At 39.0% G+C, this 23,774-nt stretch carries 22 protein-coding genes and 3 tRNA genes; 16 read left to right on the top strand and 9 right to left on the bottom strand.

The features are described from left to right. The first annotated feature begins 21 nt into the window (after window positions 1–21). A complete protein-coding gene (locus QZR76_RS10165) occupies window positions 22–672 on the top strand; it encodes an aquaporin (RefSeq protein WP_294142705.1) in 651 nt (216 codons plus the stop codon). A 498-nt stretch (window positions 673–1,170) separates the two neighbouring features. Here QZR76_RS10165 and rsmI read toward each other — a convergent pair whose 3' ends face one another. Next, on the bottom strand, window positions 1,171–1,878 hold the full coding sequence (gene rsmI, locus QZR76_RS10160) for a 16S rRNA (cytidine(1402)-2'-O)-methyltransferase (RefSeq protein WP_294142704.1): 708 nt from the start codon (window positions 1,876–1,878) through the stop codon (window positions 1,171–1,173). A gap of 276 nt (window positions 1,879–2,154) precedes the next feature. Between rsmI and QZR76_RS10155 the strand changes: the two genes are divergently transcribed. The 10 genes from QZR76_RS10155 (at window position 2,155) to QZR76_RS10110 (ending at window position 7,846) form a co-directional block, all read left to right on the top strand. Further along, a tRNA-Glu gene (locus tag QZR76_RS10155) sits at window positions 2,155–2,226 on the top strand. A gap of 29 nt (window positions 2,227–2,255) precedes the next feature. Beyond that, window positions 2,256–2,327 (top strand) — tRNA-Glu (locus tag QZR76_RS10150). A gap of 24 nt (window positions 2,328–2,351) precedes the next feature. Beyond that, window positions 2,352–2,423 (top strand) — tRNA-Glu (locus tag QZR76_RS10145). A gap of 29 nt (window positions 2,424–2,452) precedes the next feature. Then, window positions 2,453–2,704: a 30S ribosomal protein S20 gene (gene rpsT, locus QZR76_RS10140; RefSeq protein WP_041503454.1), complete on the top strand. Its 252-nt coding sequence runs from the start codon at window positions 2,453–2,455 to the stop codon at window positions 2,702–2,704. A gap of 143 nt (window positions 2,705–2,847) precedes the next feature. Continuing rightward, on the top strand, window positions 2,848–3,543 hold the full coding sequence (radC, locus tag QZR76_RS10135; RefSeq protein WP_294142703.1) for a DNA repair protein RadC: 696 nt from the start codon (window positions 2,848–2,850) through the stop codon (window positions 3,541–3,543). Between the two features lie 218 nt (window positions 3,544–3,761). Beyond that, window positions 3,762–4,343 carry a nucleotide exchange factor GrpE gene (locus QZR76_RS10130; protein WP_294142726.1) on the top strand — a complete coding sequence of 194 codons (582 nt, stop codon included), beginning with the start codon at window positions 3,762–3,764 and terminating at the stop codon, window positions 4,341–4,343. Between the two features lie 79 nt (window positions 4,344–4,422). Next, on the top strand, window positions 4,423–5,562 hold the full coding sequence (dnaJ, locus tag QZR76_RS10125; protein ID WP_294142702.1) for a molecular chaperone DnaJ: 1,140 nt from the start codon (window positions 4,423–4,425) through the stop codon (window positions 5,560–5,562). An 11-nt stretch (window positions 5,563–5,573) separates the two neighbouring features. Further along, complete coding sequence (locus QZR76_RS10120) at window positions 5,574–6,527, top strand: LysR substrate-binding domain-containing protein (RefSeq protein WP_294142701.1); 954 nt, start codon at window positions 5,574–5,576, stop codon at window positions 6,525–6,527. Between the two features lie 6 nt (window positions 6,528–6,533). Then, a complete protein-coding gene (gene lpcA, locus QZR76_RS10115) occupies window positions 6,534–7,106 on the top strand; it encodes a D-sedoheptulose 7-phosphate isomerase (protein WP_294142700.1) in 573 nt (190 codons plus the stop codon). 68 nt (window positions 7,107–7,174) lie between these two features. Further along, window positions 7,175–7,846, top strand: coding sequence for an inorganic pyrophosphatase (locus tag QZR76_RS10110; RefSeq protein ID WP_041503043.1), 672 nt, complete (start codon window positions 7,175–7,177; stop codon window positions 7,844–7,846). A gap of 99 nt (window positions 7,847–7,945) precedes the next feature. Here QZR76_RS10110 and QZR76_RS10105 read toward each other — a convergent pair whose 3' ends face one another. The 3 genes from QZR76_RS10105 to QZR76_RS10095 all read right to left on the bottom strand — a co-directional run bounded on the left by QZR76_RS10105 (window position 7,946) and on the right by QZR76_RS10095 (window position 11,543). Further along, complete coding sequence (locus QZR76_RS10105) at window positions 7,946–9,481, bottom strand: YifB family Mg chelatase-like AAA ATPase (RefSeq protein WP_294142699.1); 1,536 nt, start codon at window positions 9,479–9,481, stop codon at window positions 7,946–7,948. Between the two features lie 125 nt (window positions 9,482–9,606). Continuing rightward, window positions 9,607–10,365: a UDP-2,3-diacylglucosamine diphosphatase gene (locus QZR76_RS10100; RefSeq protein ID WP_294142698.1), complete on the bottom strand. Its 759-nt coding sequence runs from the start codon at window positions 10,363–10,365 to the stop codon at window positions 9,607–9,609. 14 nt (window positions 10,366–10,379) lie between these two features. Next, a complete protein-coding gene (locus QZR76_RS10095; RefSeq protein ID WP_294142697.1) occupies window positions 10,380–11,543 on the bottom strand; it encodes a thioredoxin-like domain-containing protein in 1,164 nt (387 codons plus the stop codon). Between the two features lie 174 nt (window positions 11,544–11,717). Between QZR76_RS10095 and QZR76_RS10090 the strand changes: the two genes are divergently transcribed. From QZR76_RS10090 to QZR76_RS10080, 3 genes are all read left to right on the top strand, one after another. Beyond that, on the top strand, window positions 11,718–12,137 hold the full coding sequence (locus tag QZR76_RS10090; RefSeq protein ID WP_294142696.1) for a hypothetical protein: 420 nt from the start codon (window positions 11,718–11,720) through the stop codon (window positions 12,135–12,137). Between the two features lie 128 nt (window positions 12,138–12,265). Continuing rightward, the gene (locus QZR76_RS10085) at window positions 12,266–14,551 is read left to right on the top strand and encodes a TonB-dependent receptor (protein WP_294142695.1); all 2,286 of its coding nucleotides are present in this window, start codon (window positions 12,266–12,268) and stop codon (window positions 14,549–14,551) included. 76 nt (window positions 14,552–14,627) lie between these two features. Then, complete coding sequence (locus QZR76_RS10080) at window positions 14,628–15,101, top strand: heavy-metal-associated domain-containing protein (protein ID WP_294142694.1); 474 nt, start codon at window positions 14,628–14,630, stop codon at window positions 15,099–15,101. A gap of 49 nt (window positions 15,102–15,150) precedes the next feature. Here the strand turns inward: QZR76_RS10080 and QZR76_RS10075 are convergent, their stop codons facing one another. Next, window positions 15,151–16,233, bottom strand: coding sequence for an aminoglycoside phosphotransferase family protein (locus QZR76_RS10075; RefSeq protein WP_294142693.1), 1,083 nt, complete (start codon window positions 16,231–16,233; stop codon window positions 15,151–15,153). 30 nt (window positions 16,234–16,263) lie between these two features. After that, a complete protein-coding gene (locus QZR76_RS10070; RefSeq protein ID WP_294142692.1) occupies window positions 16,264–17,166 on the bottom strand; it encodes a sugar phosphate nucleotidyltransferase in 903 nt (300 codons plus the stop codon). Between the two features lie 130 nt (window positions 17,167–17,296). Between QZR76_RS10070 and QZR76_RS10065 the strand changes: the two genes are divergently transcribed. Further along, window positions 17,297–17,536, top strand: coding sequence for a sigma factor (locus QZR76_RS10065; RefSeq protein ID WP_294142691.1), 240 nt, complete (start codon window positions 17,297–17,299; stop codon window positions 17,534–17,536). Further along, window positions 17,506–17,883 carry a sigma-70 family RNA polymerase sigma factor gene (locus tag QZR76_RS10060; protein WP_308573013.1) on the top strand — a complete coding sequence of 126 codons (378 nt, stop codon included), beginning with the start codon at window positions 17,506–17,508 and terminating at the stop codon, window positions 17,881–17,883. The genes QZR76_RS10065 and QZR76_RS10060 overlap by 31 nt, the downstream gene beginning before the upstream one ends. 509 nt (window positions 17,884–18,392) lie before the next feature. On the opposite strand, the gene QZR76_RS10055 is transcribed toward QZR76_RS10060, so the two are convergent. From QZR76_RS10055 to QZR76_RS10045, 3 genes are all read right to left on the bottom strand, one after another. Next, a complete protein-coding gene (locus tag QZR76_RS10055; RefSeq protein ID WP_294142689.1) occupies window positions 18,393–21,719 on the bottom strand; it encodes a hypothetical protein in 3,327 nt (1,108 codons plus the stop codon). 83 nt (window positions 21,720–21,802) lie between these two features. Next, a complete protein-coding gene (gene rmuC, locus QZR76_RS10050; protein ID WP_294142688.1) occupies window positions 21,803–23,119 on the bottom strand; it encodes a DNA recombination protein RmuC in 1,317 nt (438 codons plus the stop codon). 88 nt (window positions 23,120–23,207) lie between these two features. Then, window positions 23,208–23,771: a lipocalin family protein gene (locus QZR76_RS10045; RefSeq protein WP_294142687.1), complete on the bottom strand. Its 564-nt coding sequence runs from the start codon at window positions 23,769–23,771 to the stop codon at window positions 23,208–23,210. Window positions 23,772–23,774: the final 3 nt, after the last annotated feature.

Here is a 23,774-nt window from a genome sequence, read left to right as displayed (position 1 = left end):
TAAAACTTAAATAGGAAAGGTATGAAAAAGTATGTGGCAGAGATGATTGGGACAATGGTTCTCGTTCTTATGGGATGTGGTAGTGCTGTTATTGCCGGTAGCGAAATAGGTTTCTTGGGTATAGCCTTTGCGTTCGGTTTATCTGTTTTGGCCATGGTATATACTATCGGGAGTATATCCGGATGTCATATTAATCCTGCCATAACTTTGGGGGTATGGTTATCCGGGAGGATGTGCAGTAGAGATGCAGGTATGTATATGTTGTTTCAGGTCATAGGAGCCTTGATCGGTTCCGCTATCCTTTATATTATCTCTTCCGGAATGGGATTAGAAGGAACCGGGGCTAATGTATACGCGGATGGAGATGCTTTTCCTGCATTTGTGGCAGAGTTGGTATTTACCTTTATCTTTATTTTGGTTGTGCTTGGTTCTACCAGTAAAGGAGCTCCGGTGGGCTTTGCCGGTTTGGCGATCGGTTTGTCATTGGTTTTGATTCATATCGTTTGTATTCCTGTGACGGGAACTTCCGTTAATCCTGCCAGAAGTATTGCTCCCGCTATTTTTGCAGGAGGAGAGGCGTTATCCCAGCTTTGGTTGTTTATCATTGCTCCTTTTTTAGGAGCTGTTTGTGCTGCCGGGGTATGGAAGTATTTAGGAAAAACAAGTGATTAAATGATTTAGTGATTAAGAGATTAAAGAGATTTACGATTTCGGATTTTAGATTTACGATTTGAAGAGACAAGGGATTCGGGGATTAAAGGATTCAGTGATTGGGATTAAGAGATTTGGTGATTCTGTGATTGGAGAGAAATTTACGATTTCGGATTTTAGATTGATGATTTAAGGATGGCGGAACTGGAGACTCAATCTAAACCGTGATTATAAATCAAAAGATAGCACTTTACCCCCGTCCCCAAGTGCTATTAGATTTAAAGAGAAGGGCGAGTGTGCGTGTTCGATTTTCGGAACGTCCGGACGACGGATTGTTCGAGCGTAGCGAGTCCCGGAGGACAGTAAACGAAAAGCGTTACACGACCGTCGGAAACGTCCCCGCCCCGGAGGATTAGCCCATAGGGATTGTAGATTTTAGATTCACGATTTTAGGTTAAAGGAGATTTACGATGTTGGATTTCTGACGTTATAAGCTTTAGCTTGTTGACTTACATGTGTTTATTCTTCTTCTGTGTTGTCTTCTATATTTTCTTTTTTGGGTTTTCCTTCCACGATTAATACGATTTCTCCCTTTACACCTGTTTCGGTAAAATGTTCGACCAGCTCTCTAAGGGTTCCCCGTTGAAAATCTTCGTGTATTTTACTGATCTCTCTTGCAACGCATGCTTTTCGATTCTCTCCGAATAATTCGGCCATTTGTTCCAGGGCTTTGACCAGACGGAATGGGGATTCGTAGAATATCATTGTCCGTTCTTCTTCTGCCATTAGGATTAGTTTTTTCTGCCTCCCCTTCTTTTGAGGCAAAAAGCCTTCGAAGCAAAAGCGATCACAGGGGAAACCTGAATTCACCAGGGCCGGAACAAAAGCCGTTGCTCCTGGCAGGCACTCCGTTTCTATGCCTTGCTCCACACAGGTGCGCACTAATAAAAATCCGGGATCTGAGATCCCCGGGGTGCCGGCGTCGCTGATAAGGGCTATATCTTCTCCCCGTAGGATTCGTTCTGCTATTCTTTTTACTTGTTGGTGTTCATTGAATTTGTGGTGCGAGAGTAACGGTGTGTTGATATCATAGTGTTTTAGAAGTTTTGCAGAAGTCCGCGTATCTTCCGCCAGAATGACGGAAACCTCTTTTAAAAGTCTTAAAGCTCTTAGCGTGATATCTTCAAGATTACCCACGGGAGTCGGGATCAAGTAAAGTTTGGCCATATGAATATTTGTAAAATTAACTTCAATCGATTGGAAAACAAAAGTAAGGTATTTATTTGAAAAGCGATTGCATAGAGGCTAAAATGTATTGATTGGAAATCTCGAGCAGGAGGTTATTTAGATGGATTTTAAGGTCTGTATCCGTATAAAATGCTGGTATTTATAATTTTATGTTCTATTTTTCGTGAAAATTGGTTGGGGGTGGAAAAATATGCAAGGATTTTTTTGGTAGGAATGAAAATTGCCGTATATTTGCATCCGCTAAAGGCAAACGATGGTCCGTTCGTCTAGGGGCTAGGACGCAAGATTCTCATTCTTGTAACACGGGTTCGATTCCCGTACGGACTACTAGGGCAAAAAGCAAAATATTTAACGATGGTCCGTTCGTCTAGGGGTTAGGACGCAAGATTTTCATTCTTGTAACACGGGTTCGATTCCCGTACGGACTACATAGTTTTTAGGATTATTACGATGGTCCGTTCGTCTAGGGGCTAGGACGCAAGATTTTCATTCTTGTAACACGGGTTCGATTCCCGTACGGACTACGAAAGTTGAATTAAATTTATTTGAAGAGATGGCAAATCATCAATCATCAGAAAAAAGAATAAGGCAGACACAGAAAAGAAGATTGCACAATCGTTATTATGCAAAAACTGCGAGAAATGCTGTTAGAAAATTGCGTGCATTGAATGAAAAAGAAACTGCTCTGGATTTGTTTCCGAAGGTTGTAGCTATGTTGGATAAATTAGCGAAGAAAAATATTATCCACAAAAATAAAGCTGCAAACTTGAAATCCAAGTTGGCTTTGCACGTGAACAAACTATAATCTTTTCTTGTGTTTTAAGATATTGAGGTAACGGATTTCCCGTTACCTTCATTTCTTTATTTGTCTGATCTTGAGATTTTTGTCTCAGGATTTTTTTTATTTCTTAAAATGGATTAACTTACCATATCTAAAAATGATCGGATATGGCTGGTAAGTATATTCCAATATCTTCTTGGGCAGGAGATGATAAACCTCGGGAAAAACTTTTGTTTAAAGGGGTTTCGGCTCTTTCGACGAATGAACTGCTGGCGATTTTACTTCGTTCCGGCAGTGACGGGGAATCAGCTTTGGATTTGGCGCGTAGAATCCTTTCGGACCATAATAATGATTTAAATGCTATCGCCCGGCTTGGTATTCGTGATTTTATGAATGTTTATAAAGGGGTAGGAGTTGCTAAGGCGGCTTCCGTCATTGCTGCTTTTGAGCTTGGCCGCAGGAGAGGGCTTTCCGGAAAATCTGATACGATGACACTTGTTTCCAGCCGGGATATTTACGAGTTGCTCCAACCTCGTATAGGTGATTTGGATCATGAGGAGTTCTGGGTTATTTTCCTGAATACAGGTTGTAAAGTGAAATCCTGTGAACGATTGTTTTCCGGAGGGATGGAAGGAGCCCTTGTCGATATGCGAATACTTTTCCGGAAAGCCTTGGAGATAAAAGCTCGTTCTTTTGTTATTGCTCATAACCACCCGAGCGGGAATCTCGAACCGAGTAATCAGGATATCGAGTTAACCCGGAAGATTCGAAAAGCAGGAGATACGTTAGATATTATCCTATTGGATCATCTGGTCATTTGTAATCATGGTTTTTATAGTTTTGCGGATCACGGTATTTTGTAAATAAAAGGCTAAAAATGGAAGTTTTGGTAAGATTATTGTATAATTAAGGATGAAAAAGAGAGCGGTATTTATTTGTCTGTCAATGAGCAAATCTCTACCTTTGTGGCTGACATTTGTGCCATGTTGGCATTTTGCGGTATTGTCAATGTGGCATACCCTATTATTGGCAAAGATTTTGTTTACTATAAAAATTGCAGGAGTAGAACTTAAAAAATTATATAGATATGTCAGAAGAGAAGAAAAGAAAACAGGAAGAGGAGTTGACCGAAGCTCAGCATGTATCAGAATCAAAAAGTGAAGGACATGAAGAATCTTCAAAGAAGAAGGATAAATCTTGTAAGAAAGAGGAGAGTCAACTGGAGGAGATGGGACAGAAATTGATGGAGATGAATGATAAATATCTTCGCTTGTCTGCGGAGTTCGATAATTATCGTAAGAGAACTTTAAAGGAAAGAGTAGAATTAACGAAAACGGCTGGAGAGCAGGTTTTAACAGGGATATTGCCTGTGGTTGATAATTTCGAGAGGGCTTTGGCAAGTATGGAGAAGGCTAAAGATGTTGTTGCTTTAAAAGAGGGGGTTGATTTGATTTATGCTAATTTTAAAGACTTTCTGATGCGAAACGGCGTGAAGGTGATTGAGACGGAAAATGTAGATTTCAATACGGATTTGCATGAAGCTGTGACCACTATTCCCGCTCCGACGGAGGAACAAAAAGGCAAGGTTATCGATTGTATAGAAAAGGGATATACGTTGAACGATAAAGTGATTCGTTTTGCAAAGGTTGTTGTTGGAGAATAATTGATTTTAGATTGTAAATTGTAAATTTATAATGATTTACGGTGTGTGCTAAATCTAAAATTTAAATCTAAAATTTAAAATGGAAAAGAGAGATTATTATGAAGTGTTGGGGGTATCTAAAAATGCAGATGCTGCTGAGATAAAAAAGGCATATAGAAAATTAGCATTATTGTACCATCCGGATAAAAACCCCGGGGATAAAGAGGCCGAGGAGAAATTTAAGGAAGCTGCGGAGGCCTATGACGTGTTGAGCAACGAGGAGAAGAGACGTCGATACGATCAATTCGGTCATGCAGGAATGGGAGGTGGAGCAGGAGGTTTCGGGGGCGGAATGAGTATGGATGATATATTCTCTCATTTCGGAGATATTTTCGGCAGTTTCGGTGGCTTCGGAGGTTTCGGAGGCGGGGGAAGAAGTGCTCGTCGGGTAAATCGAGGAACCAATTTGCGGGTGCGGGTAAAGATGAACCTAAAAGAGATTGCTACCGGTATAGAGAAAAAGATTAAGGTAAAGAAGTATGTGACTTGTGAGCACTGTAAAGGGACCGGGGCGAAAAATGGCACCTCTTTTTCAACTTGTAGTACTTGCGGGGGAAGTGGACAGGTAACACGGGTACAGAATACTATTTTGGGAGCGATGCAGACAACTTCAACTTGTCCGACGTGTCAGGGAGAAGGAAAAATTATTAACGATAAATGTACTTATTGTAATGGCGAAGGAGTACAGATGTCGGAAGAAGTAATTGCAATCAACATTCCAGCGGGTGTGGCAGACGGTATGCAGTTGTCTTTGGGAGGTAGAGGAAATGCTGCCCGTAGAGGAGGTGTAAACGGAGATTTGATTGTGATGATAGAGGAGGAAGAGCATCCGGATTTATTACGTGACGGTAATGACTTGTTGTATAATGTGTTTGTCGGTTATCCGGAAGTTGTATTAGGAGAAACGGTGGAAATCCCGACGATTGATGGCAAGGTGAAGGTGAAAATAGAACCGGGAACCCAGCCAGGTAAAATTTTACGTTTACGGGGTAAAGGATTACCCGATGTTAACGGATATGGTAAAGGCGATCTGTTAGCTAAAGTAAATGTTTGGATCCCGAAAAATTTGTCGAAAGAAGATAAAAAATTGGTGGAGAAGATGAAAGAAGGAGAGAGTTTTCATCCGGGAGCCGGCGATAAGAAAAGCTTCTTTTCCAAAGTGAAAGATTTTTTTGAATAGCATATAGGAATATGATTACACTCACTCAATTGGAATATATTGTTGCCGTTGATGAATACAGGCATTTCGCTACGGCTGCAGATAAATGTTTCGTAACTCAGCCGACGTTGAGTATGCAAATAAAGAAGTTAGAGGAAGATTTGGGTGTAATTATATTTGACAGAAGTCGTCAACCGGTTGTCCCGACAGATATCGGAAAGAAATTGATAGATCAGGCGAGGGAAGTTTTGGTGGCAAATCAGCGAATCAGGGAGATTATCAATGAGGAGAAAGAGGAGGTTTCAGGTTCATTGAAAATAGGAATAATCCCAACCTTAGCTCCCTATTTGTTGCCTATTTTTATTGGTAATTATGTTCGTAAATATCCTGCGGTAAAGGTGGAGGTGGAAGAATTGGTTTCCGAAGAGATTATTTATCGATTGAAACGTGATACGTTGGATGCGGGAATTTTTGTAACTCCTTACGGGGATGAAAAAATCATTGAATGTCCCGTGTTTTATGAAGAGATGATGATTTATGCTCATCCTGAACATGAATTGTTAAAGAAAGAGGTCGTAGAGGTAAAGGATATAGCTACTCCTGAGATATGGATGTTGGGGAATGGTCATTGTTTTAGGGATCAAGTGATTAATTTATGTGAAATGAATGCTGTTCAGCATAAGGATTTGCCTTTTGAATTTGAAAGCAATTCGTTGGAAACTTTAATGAAGATTGTAGATCAGGAGGGAGGATTTACCTTAATTCCGGAATTGGCAACTCGTGATATGAGCGAGAAGAAAAGGAGACAGGTAAGATCTTTTTCTTCGCATCTTCCGTTAAGAGAAGTGAGTGTTATTTATTCAAGACATTACGCGAAACAAAAGTTGATCGATTTACTTTGTGAAAATATAAAACAGGCTGTTCCTGCGACTATGTTGAAAAAAGGTCGTGGAGAGGTTGTTGAATGGAGAAAAATAAATAGTTGAGAAAGGATGAGTATAATAGAGAAAAGTTTTGAAGATGCTCGGCAGGTATTAACTGATTTTATAGCAGATAAGAAAAATATATATCAGGTTGAAAAAGCTGGGGAGATTCTTGTTGAAGCCATACAAGAGGGGAAAAAAGCGATAAGTTGTGGAAATGGAGGCTCTCTCTGTGATGCGATGCATTTTGCTGAAGAATTAACCGGTCGTTTTCGCGAAAATCGAAGAGCATTGCCGGCAATAGCTATTGCAGATCCTTCTCATTTGACATGTGTTGCCAATGACTTCGGATTTGAATATGTTTTTTCTCGCTACGTGGAAGCTCATGGTGTGAAGGGAGATGTGTTGTTGGCGATAAGTACTTCAGGGAATTCGTTGAATATAATTAAAGCTATTGAAGCTGCCAGGGAGAAAGAGATGAAGGTTATCGGATTGACAGGAAAAGATGGGGGAAAAATGAGGGATATGTGCGATGTGAATATTTGTATCCCCTGGAATGGATATTCGGATCGAATACAGGAAATTCATATTAAAATTATTCATATTTTAATTGAGTTTATCGAGAGCAAACTTTTTTCATAAAAAGAATACACAAACAATAAAGGCTAAGGAGACTAATCTTAGCTTGTAAAAATTCAATTATAAAAGTTATGGGAAATAAAATTAATGATCCGATTGCCCGATTGATGGGTTTGAGGTATAAGTCACATCCGTGGCACGGTTTGGATATCGGAGAGGAATCTCCTGCGGTCGTAACGGCTTTTATCGAGATGGTTCCTACGGATACGGTAAAGTACGAGTTAGATAAAGTAAGCGGTTATATAAAGATAGACCGCCCTCAAAAATACTCTAATGTCGTTCCGGCTTTGTACGGTTTTTTACCTCAGACTTATTGTGGCGGTTTGGTAGCGGAATATTGTATGATGCAGTCACAGCGGACCGGGATTCATGGTGACTCGGACCCGTTGGATATTTGCGTGTTGACAGAGAAAACGATTTCGCATGGAGATATTATTGCCGATGTTCGTCCTTTAGGAGGATTTCGTATGTTAGATGGAAATGAAGCAGACGATAAAATTATAGCCGTGTTGAAGCATGATGCTACTTATAGCGTATATAATGATATCGCGGATTTGCCACATATTGTAGTTGATCGCTTGAGGCATTATTTTTTAACGTATAAGGATCTTCCGGGTGAAGAGAGGCATACAGAGATTATTGATGTCTATGGGAAGGAAGAAGCCTATGAAGTGATTCGCCGTAGTGTTGAAGACTATAAAAATCATTTTCAAGGTCTGGAAGATATCCTAAGTAGAGTGTAGTAATTGTAGATTGATAATTGTAAATTAAAGGATTAAGTGATTGGAGGATTCTGTGATTAAAAAAACATTTCCTAATCTGCAATTTGCAATGTAATGCTTTTAGTTTCCCCACCCTTCGCGGTCGAGGCTTCTGTACTGAATGGCTTCGGCAATGTGCTGGGGCGTGATAAGGTCACAGTGATCCAAATCGGCGATCGTGCGGGATAATTTAATAATACGATCATAAGCTCGGGCGGAAAGTCCGAATTTTTGCATAGCGGTTTTTAATAAGGCTATGCATTTTTCATTTAGCAAGCAATATTCTTTTAATAGTGGGGATGTCATTTGGGCGTTACAATATATACCGGGATATTTTTTGAAACGGAGGTTTTGAATCTTTCTGGCTTCAACGACTCGTTTTCGAATCAGGGTACTGGGTTCACTTTCTGTCCGGCTGGCAATTTTTTCCAATTCGACGGGTATTACTTCTATATGCATATCGATACGGTCGAGTAAAGGGCCGGATATTTTAGAAAGGTATTTCTGTACGCTTCCGGGAGGGCAGGTACAGTTTTTTGCCGGATGATTATAAAAGCCGCAAGGACAGGGATTCATAGAAGCAATCAACATAATGTTTGCAGGATACTCCACGCTGAATTTTGCCCGGCTAATAGATATCGTACGGTCTTCAAGCGGTTGACGTAAGACCTCTAATACGGCTCGTTTAAATTCTGGTAATTCATCTAAAAAAAGGACCCCGTTATGGGCAAGTGATATCTCTCCCGGCTGTGGCCAGCTTCCACCTCCTACCAGAGCGACATCGGATATGGTGTGATGGGGAGACCTGAAAGGACGATGAATAATAAGTGATGTGTTGTGTTGTATTTTCCCGGCGACGGAGTGTATTTTGGTTGTTTCGAGAGACTCTTCGGCTGTCATGGGAGGGAGAATGGATGATAATCTACGGGCTAACATTGTTTTTCCGGAACCGGGAGAACCGATCATGATCAGATTATGACCTCCGGCTGCGGCGATTTCTAAAGCTCTTTTTACATTTTCTTGTCCTTTTACATCTTTAAAATCCTGCATTTCATTATCGAAATAATTGCTCTCTTCCGCGAATTGATAAGAAAACGGCGGGTAATCTTTTTCTTTTTTCAGGAATGCAATTACCTCTTTCAGATGATGAAATCCGTACACATCAAGACCTTTTATTACGGCAGCTTCATTGGCGTTTTGGATGGGGAGTATGATCCCGTTGAAATTTTCTTGCTTTGCGTTAATTGCAATGGGAAGTACTCCTTTTACAGGTTGTAGGCTTCCGTCTAGGGAAAGTTCTCCCATGATGACATAGTTTTTTAATTCTTCATGTGGTATTTGTTCGTTTGCGGCTAAGATTCCCAAAGCTAAAGGAAGATCGTATAATGATCCTTCTTTTTTCACATCTGCCGGGGCAAGGTTAATGATTACTCTTTTGCCCGGAATTTTAAGCCCGATTTCTCTCAGGGCGGAATCAATACGCTGTTGACTTTCCTTAACAGCGTTATCGGGTAATCCCACGATGATGAATTTGGCCCCCCAAAGAATATTTACTTCAATTGTGATGGTGATGGCGTTAATTCCGTAGACGGCACCCCCAAAAGTCTTTACTAACATGAATGAAAATTTTGATTACAGATATACCGATCTGTAAGTTAAGACCTTTTTATATAAAAACAATACATTTTTTGAATAAAATGGAATATGAATTCAGTAATTGATGTTTAATTTTCAATTTACAATTAATAATTGTCAGCTGTCTTTAATTCAACTTTCTCCCCGTTGAAAACGGCATAGCTAAAATGAGAAATCCAATCTCCTGTATTGATATAATGACTATTTTCGTTCAATGGCAAGTCGATGGGAATATGACGATGTCCGAAAATGAAGTAGTCAAAATGCCGTTGCTGTAAAATTCGTTTACAATAAAGAACGATCTCTTCTTTGTCTTCTCCTAAATATTCCAGCGCTTCTATTTTACCGTTGTCTTTTAAACGGGAATGGGAAGACCAGGCATGAGCTAATTTGATACCCCAATCGGGATGTATAAGACGAAAACATTTTTGTAGGAAACGGTTATGGAAGGCTCTTTTAAGGAATAGATAACCTTTATCTTTAGGATTTAATCCGTCTCCATGCCCGATCATAAAACTTTTACCGTTGATTCGGGTTTCTTCTATGGCGGTGTGTAAGATTACGCCACACTCTTTGCTTAGATAATCAAAAGCCCATATGTCATGATTGCCGGTAAAAAAATGTACTTTTATACCGTTATCCGTGTAGCGGGCTAATTCTGCCAAAAAACGGACGTGTCCTTTAGGAACGGAGCGTTTGTATTCAAACCAGAAATCAAACATATCACCAAGCAGATAGAGTTCGGCACATTCCGGTCTGATCTCTTCCAGGAATGAAACAAGTTTTTTCTCTCTCTCCCTATTGTTGTCTAAGAGTTTAGCTCCCAGATGGGCGTCGGAAAGGAAATAAACCTTTTTATTCTGCATGGTGATTTGTTTGTTTATTTTTTCAATAGATCATTCAGTCGGTCTTCCAATCGGCTTCCCCATAAATTTTTTCCGACAATCTCCATATTTTGGTCAATGATATAATTGGCCGGTATTGTTTGGACATTCCATGTTGCGGCAATCCGGCTTTGCAATGCATATTCATCCCGTACGCATTTCCAGTCAATCTTGTTTTTCTTCACAATGTCTTCCCATAAAAATTTATTTTTATCCAGACAGACCTGGTAAATTTCCACCCCTCTATTTTTAAATTTCTGATATACCTTTTTAAGATCGTTGATATAAGTTTGACTCTGTTGTGCGGTTAATACTCCGAACTCAAGAACGACAAATTTGCTTTTAACGGGAAGTAAGGACAATGAATCTCCTTTAGCATCGGGCAATTTTATATCGGGTAATGATTTTTCCGAGCTATTGATCGCTTCGGCCAATTGTTGGTTACGTATGGTTTGTCCGATTTGTTTCAAATGATTCATGATCGCCTTGGTATATTGTGATTCCGGGTAAAGAGCACTTAAAGAAGAGGCGACAACCTTGAAATAATGTAGGTCGTTGATTTCGTCTAATACGAATAGATTGTTATTTATTTTTTGATAAAGGGCATAATAAGCAGCCAAAGAGGTCGCATGTTTAATGATAAAGTCTCGTGTGAAGTTAACTTGTTTGGTCAAGGCTTCGCTCCATGCTTTAGAGTACTCTTCCCGTTGACCATCGTAATTCTTGTCCTCGGGGAGGGCCCGGTATGCCTTTTGTAGCGAATCTGTCAACGTTATTGTCCGTTGAAGTTGAAAATTCAATAATTTGATCCATAACGAATTTTCTGAACCATCGACCCAATAATTGTTTTGAATGTCTTTTAAGGTTCCGCTAACTTCAATTTTTTCGTCCGGACTGGCAATAATTGTTACTTGTTCGTTATTTGGAAATTTCAACGCGTAAAATGAAGGATAAGTGGTGTTGAGTTTAAAATTAAAATGTCCTTGCTTATTCAATTTGGTTGAATCTATGATCTTTTTGCCGGCTACGTCAATCTGTTCCAGATATACTTTTGTCCCGTTAGTAGCCTCTTTAATAGCTCCTGTTATCTCCACGTTAGATTTTTTCCCGCAAGAAACGATAAGGAGAATAAACAATCCTGATAATAATAAGTTTCTCATAGTTGACTGGAATGATATGAATAATCCATTTGTACATGTTTGGCGTTCGAAAGTAATACTTTTTTCTGTTATTTAAATATAAATAAGTGGATATGATGGAAAAAAGAGTTAATAATTTTTTAACTGCTTTTTCTTGCATCTTATTTTTGGAGAAAAAGAATTATTTTTGCTTCGATGAAAAAATATAGGATAAACATACCGGCATTATTACTTTTGTTTACATTTCTCCTTGCTACGGTCGGGATAAATGTAATTAAAATACAATGTTTCGGTTGTCGGATGGCCTATGTAGAAGTACAAATATTTCCGAATGAAGACATTTCCTTATGTGAAAATGACTGTTGTTCTTCTTCTTGTAAGAATCCTCAAAAAAGTGCTTGTGAACAAGAAAATGCCGAACATGATTTTTATAAGCTATCCGGAGATTGGGCTGTCTCACATATGGAATTTCAATGCTTGGATGCACAGGATTGGAAAGACGAGGTGTGTTTTGTTCCTCCAATAACAGGTATTGTTTCCTGTTCTTCCGATATTGATCTTTCTTTCCTTAACGACTTCCGGCCTCCGGAGTTACTGTGTATTTTTCGCTGTTGATTTTAATCTGTTTCCCTACAAAGGAAAGATGAACGAGATTTATCCTTTGTTTTTGGTGTGTTTGTAATGAGGTGATATGCCTTTCAGGTGAGGTATATTTATTGGAAAATGCAAGTGAAAAATAATAGATGAAATATATATTGATTGTGTTATTGATGCTGGGAGCTTTTATGGCCCGGGCAGAGATAATTAAGGGCCGGGTTATGGAAGAGACGGCCGATGGTTTGAAACCTATACCGGGAGCTAATGTATATTGGTTGGGGACTTCAAAAGGTGTAATAACAGACGTAAAGGGTGAGTTTAAAATTAAATGGGATGTTAGTGGGAAATTGGTTGCCAGTTTTATCGGATTTCAATCCGATACGGTAGAAGTAAAATCTACGGATAAGTTTGTAGAGTTCGTGTTGATCGAGGGACAACAATTAGATGAAGTAAATGTCGTTTCCAGAAAGAGGTCTACCGTTATGAGTACGAATCGTCCCGTGATAGAACAGGTCATTACCGGTACTGAACTTTTAAAAGCTGCTTGCTGTAATTTAGGCGAAAGTTTTGAAACGAATGCTTCTGTGGATGTTTCGTATGCTGATGCTGTGACCGGGGCTAAGCAGATCCAATTATTAGGATTGACGGGAAAATACATTCAATTAATGACGGAAAACTTTCCTAATTTTCGGGGACTTTCTTCTTTGTATGGATTGGGTTATATACCGGGTCCTTGGATGGAGGCAATCTCTATTTCAAAGGGAACGGGATCGGTTGTGAACGGATATGAATCGATCGCCGGACAAATTAGTGTTGATTACAAAAAACCGCAAAATAGTGAAAAACTGTACTTGAATGCCTATTACAGTGATGATGGTATGTTCGAATTTAATTCTAATTTCGGAATTAAATTTAATGATCGCTGGAGTACGATGTTTTTGATACATGGCGACTGGTTGGATAAGGTACATGATGGAAATAAGGATGGTTTTTCGGATATGCCGGAAAAGACTCAGTACAATATCATGAATCGCTGGGCTTATAAGGATGATAAGTGGTTTTTTCAATTCGGGGGGAAATTTTTGGATGAGAAACGGAAAGGAGGAGAGAGTAATCACAACTCGGGCCATATGGGTTCGGACCCATTGTATCGAATCGGAATAGACACGAGACGCTATGAGGGTTTCTTGAAATGGGGTTACCTTATGCCGCAGTACGAATACACGAGTATGGCCCTTATGGTAAATTATACGGATCATGATCAGGATTCGTATTACGGACTCAAAAGATATGATGCCCGTCAGAGGAATCTTTACTTGAATTATATCTTTCAGTCTATATTCGGTTCCAATCCGGATCAGCAGTACTCGACAGGAGTGAACTTCAATTACGACGATTATGACGAAGATTTTCAGGATCGTTACTTTACGGGTGATATTGCTATGGTTACGAATCCGGCTAATTTTGAACGTCAAGAGAAAGTTGTGGGTGCTTTTTTTCAATATACCGGAATGTTTTTTGATAAAAAATTTACCCTTATGGCCGGCTTAAGGTACGATCATCATAATTTGTACGGGAATTTTATAACTCCCCGGCTTCATCTCATGTTTAGGCCGGACGAAATGACCCATTTGAAGCTTACAGCCGGAAGAGGATTACGTATGTCTAATATTTTGGCAGAGAATAGCTATCTATTGGCGTCTTCGGCGGGTATCTATGTTAATGGAAAAATATTGGCTGAAAACCCGGGTGAATTAGATCATTTAAAAATGGAAGATGCTTGGAATGCAGGTGTAAATCTGAACCGTAAATTCTATTTGTTTGATCGGATATTATCGATTTCTGCTGATTATTATCATACCAGGTTTACGGATCAAGTGGTAGTTGATAACGAAACGGCTTTTGATCGGGTAAATTTTTATAATTTAGAGGGAAAATCTTACTCCAATAGTTATCAAATCGAGATGCAATATGAGGTAATTCCTCGTTTGGACCTTTTAGCCGCTTATCGTTATAACGATGTTAAAACAACGTTTCATGGAGGAAAGACAGAAATGCTTCCTTTGGTCAGCCGTTATAAAGGGTTGTTGAATTTATCCTATCATACTAATATGAGAAAATGGCAGTTTGATTTTACGACTCAATTTAACGGGGGAGGAAGGATGCCTCGCCAGACAGGAATCCATGAGGAGTATCAAACGGGGAGTAGTTTTAGAGCTTTTCAGTTAATGAATGCACAGATAAGTAAGTTTTTCCGTCGCTGGAGTGTATACGGGGGATGTGAAAATATTGGCGATTTTAAACAAAAACACCCGGTGATAGCCTCGGACGATCCTTGGGGAAAATATTTCGATTCCTCGAAAATCTGGGGACCTGTTCATGGGCGTAAATTTTATATCGGAATACGCTTTGCCTTGGATAGGGAATCATAAACAATAATCCCGAATTTAAAAATAGAATACATATATTTGAAATGCTCCATATTAAACAATTAAAAAACATTTGATCATGAAAACAATAAAAATGATTTGTACGTTAGTGATGTTTCTAACCGTAGGGTTGACAGTAAATGCTCAGACCAAAAAAGATACGACTGTGATTTTTAAAACGGATATTCATTGTCCTAAATGTAAAGCAAAGGTAGAAAAGAATATTCCTTTTGAGAAAGGGGTAAAGGATCTTAAAGTTAATCTGAAAGATTCTACTATTTTATTGACATTCAGAATGGATAAGAATACCGTAAAAGAGTTAAGTGCAGCTCTTGCGAAGTGTGATGTAAAGATTCTGGGGATGTGCTCTAAGGACGGAAAACTATTAAAATGTAAGGATTGTAAGTTGAATAGTTGTAAAAAAGAAAAGCAAGATTGTACAGGAGACTGTGATAATTCGTGTGATCAAAAATGTGAAACGTCGGATTGTAAAGAAGGTAAGAATTGCTCTAAGGCGGGAACGAAGGAGGATTGTTGCAAGGATAAAAAGTGAAGAAAATACGGAGACGAGCTTGAATTTTCTCAAGCTCGTCTCCGTATTTTCAATTCTCTAAGATAAATTGGGTTATTCGATCTGCTTGTTTTGAAATGTCTTGCAGTAACTTTATCTGAACCTTTGCGCGTTGGAGATTTTGGTCCGCGTAAGATACGGGGTAATAAAGATCTCCTTGAAGATAGTCGGTTAAAAAGCGAGTAGCTTGTAGATAAGTCATTAGCTTACAAGAAAAACCGATTGTTTCTTTCTCTTTGCGGGTTAGTAGATGTTTGGTTTTTTCCATGAATCCGGTGCAGAAAGCTTTGAAATATTCCATGTTAAAATGGACTTGCTTCAGGTTTGTTGCTTCTTCTCCGGCCGTGTTGCAACAAGATCTTACGGCATCTCCGAAATCGTAATGTACGATACCTGGCATAACGGTATCCAGATCGATCATGCACAAGGGGTGATTATTCCCATCGAATAAAAGATTATTTACTTTGGTGTCGTTATGGGTAACTCGTAAAGGAAAATGATTATCGTCCTTCATTTTTTGAAATTCAAGCATCTCTGCGTCTAAGGAAAAGAGATATTCTACCAACTCCCGGCTCTTTTCTTTTTTCTCGTCTTCTGCTTTCGAAAGGGCATTCTGTAACTCTTTTTGCCTATAGACGACATTATGAAAACCGGGGATGGTTTCGATTAAAAGCGAGGCATCAAAATCGGATATGCGGTTTTCAAATTCTCCTAATCCTATGCCGAATTCATATGCCATAGAAATTGAGGTGATTACCTCATAGTTTTTTGATCCTTTGATGAATAGTGCAAGAGTCCAATAATTACCGTCGTAATCTTTATAATACGGTTTTCCTTTATTCGTGTAAAAGTAAGTGATGTACTTTCTGGTAATATCGTTAATCTTGTGTTTGATCAGGCGGTTGCGAATATGGCCGCAAACCAGCTCTTTATTACGGACCAGTTTCGGTATATCCGTGAAAATATTCCCGTTGATGCGTTGGAGAATATATTCTGCCTCCTCATCTACTTTCACCAGATAAGTATCGTTGATATGTCCTGAACCGTATGGGGTAGCGGAAATAAATCGTCCGCTACTCTTAAAGGCTTCGTATATCCGTTTAATTCTGTCCATTGTCCGTTAAATCCCCGTTTTTGATGTTGTTTATTTGTTTATGTCTGTATATACGCCTTCCGTTTCAAAACGGTTTAATGCTTGATTAACAAATTCGGTATCTTCTTTATAGGTTACGCCAAACCATTTGGCGTCTGTTTTTAGGATTTTCACTTTTATTTTTTTCTGGTTGAGAAGCGTATCTACCACTTTAGGGATATATATTTCTGCTTTTGGGTTTGTTCTGTTTTGATGATAAAATTCAATGAATTGTTTTTCAATTTCTTCAAATAACATAGGCGTGAATCCCCAGAAATTCATGGAAACAATATCATCGCCTTGCAATATCCTTTCTGTCGCAAGGTCTTTGATCCCGTTATTATCCCTGATGATTTTTGTACATTCTGTGATACTTGTCATAAAATAGTCTTTGTCGAAAGTACAAATTCCTCTTGAAACGGAACCGTTTTCGGATAAGGTGGAATCTAAGCGATATCCGGCAAGACTGAAACAGGTATCATCCGGATTGTAAGCGGTGAATTTATGCATTTTTTGAAAAGCATCCCGACCGTAAAAATCGTCTGCGTTAATGGCAATAAAAGGTTCTTGAATCGCCTCTTTGGCAGACCATATGGCATGGGCCGTTCCCCATGGTTTTTCACGTTCTACGGGAGGAAGGTTAGCGGGCAAACGATCCATTTCCTGAAAACAGTAATAGGTCTCCGCGTGATTTTCCGCGTATTTTCCTACCGCTTCCCTAAATTCTTTTTCAAAACTCTTTCGGATGATAAAAACGACTTTATCAAATCCTGCATGAAGGGCATCGTAAATGGAATAGTGGAGTAGTGTCTTGTGATGTGGTCCGAGTAATGCCAACTGTTTTAAACTTCCGAATCTGGATCCCATTCCGGCTGCCATGATAAGCAGGGTTGTTTTGTTTTTTCTTGTTTCCATATATTTTAATATATAAACTAAACTTCTATTCATACAAAACTAATAAAAACTTTACAATTGAATAATGAAACGTCGATTTTGTTTTATATTGAAAATATTCTATCTTGCTGCACATAAATCAGAGGTGTACATGTTTTGGGATGTCAATATCGAAAAACTTAAAAGGGATGATCATGCTTATTCTGAATATGTCTTCAAAGCGTATTCAAAAGGGTTGTATGTATTTGCTTATCACATGTTGGAAAATAAAGTGGTGGCAGAAAGTATCGTACAAGGTTTTTTTGTGAAATTATGGCTTAATAGGCATGATATCTGTCAGGGGGCTTCTTTTCGTTCCTATTGTTATACTTCATTTATCACGCGTCATTAAATGTATTACGAACCAAGAATCGGTATGCGGAATTGTCCGAAAATATAATTGGTTCTATTGATATTCAATTTGAAATGGAACGGGCAGATTTACGTTTTAAACTAAAACAAGCGATTGCAACTTTACCTGAAAGATGTAGAGAAATTTTTATCGAGATATGTGTTGAAGGAAATTCCTATGCAGATACTGCTGAGAAATACAATTTGTCTGTAAATGCCATAAAAGCACAAATTAGTAGAGCTTATAAGATATTGCGGGAAAAGCTTTCTCATGATGAACAATTAATATTGCTTTTATGGTGCATGCAGCAAAATAGCTTTCGATATAATTCAGGTTCCGAAAGGTAAATCTTTACTATTCGGATTAATATCGTTTATTACCTGATTTATTTCCTACGATGTATTTGTGGTCATGAATCAACATGTTATTTTCTTGCAAAAAAATGAAGGTCGGATAACACGTTTTCTGATCTTGTGTTTTACTGGTAAATTAAGGGAAATTATCCGGAGGAAAACGTTGCATTCGAGTTTATTGCAAGAGGTACTATGGAGACTTCCAATGGTAGGTTTTGAAGAGTGGTTCGATTAATCTGAGGATAATCGTCAACAATTTGAATTTGAAATAACTCGATTGTCAAGGGAGATTCATTCGGAGAAAGACTTGAATGTTAAATCCTTATGGAATGGCTCCTCCTGTGATTGTAGATTCTATATAGACTATAAGGAGTAGCTCCCAACTTTAATATACCCTCGAAAGTTAGGTAAAAAACTTTCGGGTTTTTGTTATGAAATGCTTTTGAGGATACGGTTTAATTCTTTGTCTGTTATTTTTTGTGTGAATAAAAGAGAGAATACGCTTATTCGGGGCATTTTACCCATTTTACGGCATCGACGGCAAGGATGTCAGCGGCCTCTTTCGCTTTGTCGTTTAAAATAACGGTTGTTTCTCCCGGGGTAAATCTGAATTTACCTAAAGAGTTCCATCCGATTTGGAATATCTCTTTGTCGATATCATCTTTCCCGTCTGCGTGAGATACGGTATAATACTGGAAACAAGGCTTAGGCTGTCCTGTTTCCATGTTATATTTGAGCATGACCGGGTAGAATACAAAAACCTCGTAAGTACCTGCTTGTGGGATATTGGCTTTCCATTCCACTTTTTCTTCACTGAAACCTACTAATTTGAAACGGGCTTGTTTTATAAATTGACCGTAATACTCGTTGGCATACCTTATTTCCCATTGTTTCCCGAATCCTTGTTCGTTTCGTTGATTGTTCTTTTCATTTTTAAAAAGCCGTTGAATTATTCCCTGGGATTTAGGGTTAATAATCCGGAAGCCGGGGTCTACGTCGTCGACGATAATCTCATCGGGAGACGGGGTAAAACGGGCAGGGTCTACGTCGAATATTCCTTCCTCTATTGTTTTTCCCTGTTTACGGGGAAGAGTGTATAACGAAATGTTTTGGCTGGTCGGGAGGTTAAGAGCCATTCCGGTTTGCAGTAAAAATTGAATAGGAGATGCCGTGGCCGGTAATCTGATTTCATTATAGCTTCCTGCTTTTATTAAGAAAATATAAGGCGTGCGTTTGGGATTATTACGTTTCCCATCGCTTCTGACATGGTATTCAGATAGATAGAGCGATATGGCACCATCTGCATCAGAATAGTTATGAACGGGCAAGCAGACCTGATAACGGGTAAACTCCTTATCCGGGATCTCATAGATCTCAGGAGCGCCGAAGTTGAAGCGGGCAAGTTGTTTGGCGTGATACCATTGTTCTATAATCGGGGATATACTGAAATTATACGTTCTCTCAAATTCTTTTTCAAATGCTTCAAGGTCCGTATGCCGGAAATAGTTGTTTTGGGAATACTTTCCTAAAAACCGTTCAAAATCATGTGAAGGAATTAAGGCATTGACAATGTCTTTAAAGGCATCGCTCTTTAGACGTATAATGGAATTTAAAGTGATTTCGTCTATGGCCGGATCATTTATTGCTTGTTGCAGGCTGTGATTGGCAAGATATTGTAGTGCACGGTAATCTTTATCATTTATATTCGACACGCTACCGGTAGTGCGTTTGTAGAGCATGTTTTTAAAAGTGGCATTAGCGATAGGATAGCGATCCGAGTGAATATCGATGGAGAAATTAAGATACATGGGGAAGATGCACCAGGGATTGATTTTTTCGACATGATTGTCTTTACGGAACAGATAAGAGAAAAGCCAGTTTCCCTGTAATACGGAGGATTCATTCCAGCCAAAGGCAAAACATGCGGTTTGAAATAATAAATTTTCAACTTGTTCGTCGATATTCCCTTCGAATGCGGTCATTAATGATTCTATATTTTTGTATTTGTGTCTTTCGCAGGTGAAATTAAAAGAGGGAAACGATATCCCTTTTTCCGGAATAAAAATTGTTCCCGGTTGTATGAATTCACTGTTTTCTTTCCATAACCTCGAGTGAGATCTGAATGTTACGGGAACCTCTATTACATTTAATTGGGTAAAAGGAAATTTTTGTCCCACGATATAACTCGAGATCATGTTTAGTTGGTTTTGAATAGCTTCGGCCATTTTTTGCTCCGGTAAATTTAACCGGAGGGAAGGGAATACATTATCTCTAAAATAGTATAGTGAGACTTGTAACGTTGAATCGACCCGAATGTTTTTTTGTTCATATTTTCCGATACACAAGCTGAGGGAGGGTAGAGGCTGGGAATTTTTAAATGTTGTAGTATCTTCATGGATCGTTCGGATCCCTTCTGAAATGGCTAATTGATTTGCCGACGTGATAACGTGTAACGTATAGTTCGTGAAATTTTTAGGAACATTGAATAGGGAACCCGGGTTAACAGTAGGGGTAGTTATCGGATACCAGAGGACTTCCGGAGTAAGTAAGGTAAAATCTTTTCCCGTGAAAGCGTACTTGTTTCCGTAATTGAACAGATTATTGGAATTATGGGGAGAGTAATATTCATCGGGACCTAACTCCGGATAACAAATATCTTCATCGATTTTTCCCATGTATGTAATTTGAAATATTTTTGAGGTCTGGGGAGATAACGATTGTGTGACCCGGATCACCTGGTGATCTCGTTCGAACGGAACGGGAGAGCCTGCTTCATCGGTTAAGCGGGTTACTTCAAGCCCGGGATTCAAATAAAAAATAAGAGGGGAAATAGACTCTGCATGGTCATTGAATACCGTGATGCTGGAATGGACCGATAGGATATTGTTTTCCTGTAAAAAGGTAATTTCTTGAGCAGATAAGGATACCTTAGGGGTTGAAGCATATTTTTTATAGACTTCCGTGTAAGTTTGTCTGATACTGTTTTTTTTCGAATAAATCGTATGATAGCCTGTAAGACAAATAATAGCCAATAGAATAAAAGTGATTGCTGTTATTTTGTATCGGATAAGGTTACCGTTGGGTAAACGCTTGTACAATGATATGGCGAAAATAATGAATCCGCTACCGAGCAGAAAAATACCTGCTCTTTGGATAAGGTAGAGGGGTAAACCGGCATGTCCCGTAATGTCGGAAAACGCATTGGGAAGGGAATTGCCCATAAAATCGAAAATCCCGTATAAAAACCGGGCAGAGTAAAAAGAGCCGAAGATGTAGAAACCGAGAAGTACACATAACGCCAGGGCGTATTGATTTAAACTGTAGTTGACGATGACACAAATTCCTAAAATAAAGACAAGGAACGGAAGAAGTAAGGTTACGAAATAAAATAGATAGATGAAAGGATTAAATGGAGACTCACTTAAAAACAGATTGATAAAAGCCACCAGTAAGAGCGTGATGAGATCGAGTGAAACAATCGTTTTGAATAGGCCTAATAATTTTCCGACAATGTATTCTCCGTTACTGATAGGGCGAACGAGGAATACGTCGTGAGTATCTATCATCCGTTTTTTATTCGTAAAAGATTCCATGCTGGAAATAACGATAATACCTTGTGCAAGATTAAGCAAGTAACAGCAAAGAAATGGAAAAGAGCAGGACAATACGATCATATTCCATTGGAAGTTGTAAGTCAAAGAACTTTGCGAGATCACTTGTATTGCCAAAATAGCAACTACGGCTAAAGAAGAGAACATTTTGAATACCCAACTTCTTCTTAGTATTTTGGCTTCATAGACAGCGACAGAAAAAATTTGACGTAAACACATACCCCGATTGTTTTTAATACATCTCGAAAAGTAGATAATAATTTTTATATTTCAGCTCTTTTTGATTGAAAAAAATTATTTTATTATTCATTTTCAGGAGAATCCGTATTGTCGAGTGTCAATCGTATTTGGGATTCATCGGTAGGAAATGCTTCGACGGAACGTAGTTGTCGCTGTATGGCACGGGTACGTTTTCCCATGACCTCCTCCAGTTGATTATTGGCTGTTTGAATACTTTTTTGCGCTTTTTCAAGCATGCCTCCGAATTTATCGAATTCGTTTTTGACACTTCCGAGGATACGCCAGACTTCACTGCTTCTTTTTTGGATGGCTAACGTGCGGAATCCCATTTGAAGGCTATTGAGGATGGCTGCAAAGGTCGTTGGACCTGTGACGATTACCTGATAGTTTCGTTGGAGTTGCTCCAGTAAAGAGGCACGACGGACGACCTCGCTGTATATGCTTTCAAAAGGTAGAAACATAATGCCGAAATCCGTTGTGTACGGAGGATCAAGATATTTATCATGAATATCTTTAGCCATATTCTTGATGGTTTGTTCTATGTTCTTGGATGCCGTATCGATTCGTTGCGGGTCTGCCGATTCGTAAGCATCCAACAACTGTTCATAAGCATCTTTGGGAAACTTGGCATCGATGGGTAAAAAAATACATTCTTTGGATTCTTCTTTACCCGGAAGTTTTATGGCAAATTCGACAATGGCGTCCGAGTTCCTTTTGGTTTTTACATTGGCCGTGTATTGTTCCGGAGCCAAGAGTTGTTCCAATAGCATTTCCAATTGGATCTCGCCGATAGACCCTCTCATTTTTACATTGCTCAATACGCGTTTTAATCCGCCTACGTCATGAGCTAATGTTTGCATTTCTCCTAATCCTTTTTGTACATGTTCCAGTTGTTTGCTGACTAACTCGAAAGATTGACCTAATCTTTCATGTAATGTTTTTTGTAGTTTCTCGTCTACAGTCTGTCGCATATCCTCGAGTTTCTTTTCTGTGGATTGTACCAGATTTTGTTGACGAGTGGTTAACTCTTCCATTTTTTCTTTCAGCAAATGTTGGAAGAGTTCCATATGGTCGGAGAAATTTTTTTGAAACGAATGGATAACCTGAGTATTTTGGTCGGAAAGATTTTTTAGAATATCCCGATGCTCTGTTCTGAAATCCATGAGATTCCGGGAGAGCTCCTCCCTGTTCTGTCCGGATCTGGCAATTTCGCTTTCTCTGGAATAACGAATCTCGTCCTGAATATTCTTTTCCAATCGGAAGAGCTGTTGTTGAAGTTGCTCTAATTGTTTTTTTGTCCCTCTATCTTTATAACGAAAAATAAGGATGAGGTTGAGAGCTAATATGATAATAGAGAGGGTTAAAATAAGAATTTCCATATTTTTGATAATTGTTTGTCAAAAATATGGAAATAAAAAGGGATGATAAAAATTTCCGGGAGTTATTTTAAAATAGCGGCCGGAAATCTCAGAGGTCTGCAAGTTCCCGCTCTACGTCTTTGGATTTGTGGGGGACAAAAATGAGAGCTTGTGTATCGTATCCTCTTTTTTGTGCCCGTTTTAATAAATCGTTTAATTTTTTCTTGGGGAGTTTTGGTGATCGGCTTACGATCCACAAATGATCGATCTCGGAGCTCCCTATCAGAGCGGCACTATAATCTTTTTCTACTTCCAGGATATAATAGTTTGTACTGAAGATTAGAAAAAAAGTAACTTTTAAAATTCCCGGTTTATCTTTATCCGGGATATGTACCTTCCCTACGATTTCTCGCTTCTCTCCGTTCAGACTATCCCGGTATCCGCATCCGATAACCTCGATGTCTCCATTGGATTTAATAATGTATTCCGTCGTAACCCCTACCATGCCCCGCTCGAACGGATGGTCGAAACGGGCGATCTCATACCACAGTCCGGCATATTTATCTATGTCCAGACTGTCCACTGCAGTGTTGTCCACTTTCCCCTCGGTTTGCCCGATGACTTCTGTGATGCTGATTCCCGCAAGCAGCATCAGAAATAATAATGACTTCATGAC

The organism is uncultured Sanguibacteroides sp., from assembly GCF_900543425.1.
GTDB lineage: Bacteria > Bacteroidota > Bacteroidia > Bacteroidales > Marinifilaceae > Gabonibacter.
Note: the sequence above shows the minus strand (reverse complement) of the source record. Positions and strands in the feature narration are given on the sequence as shown.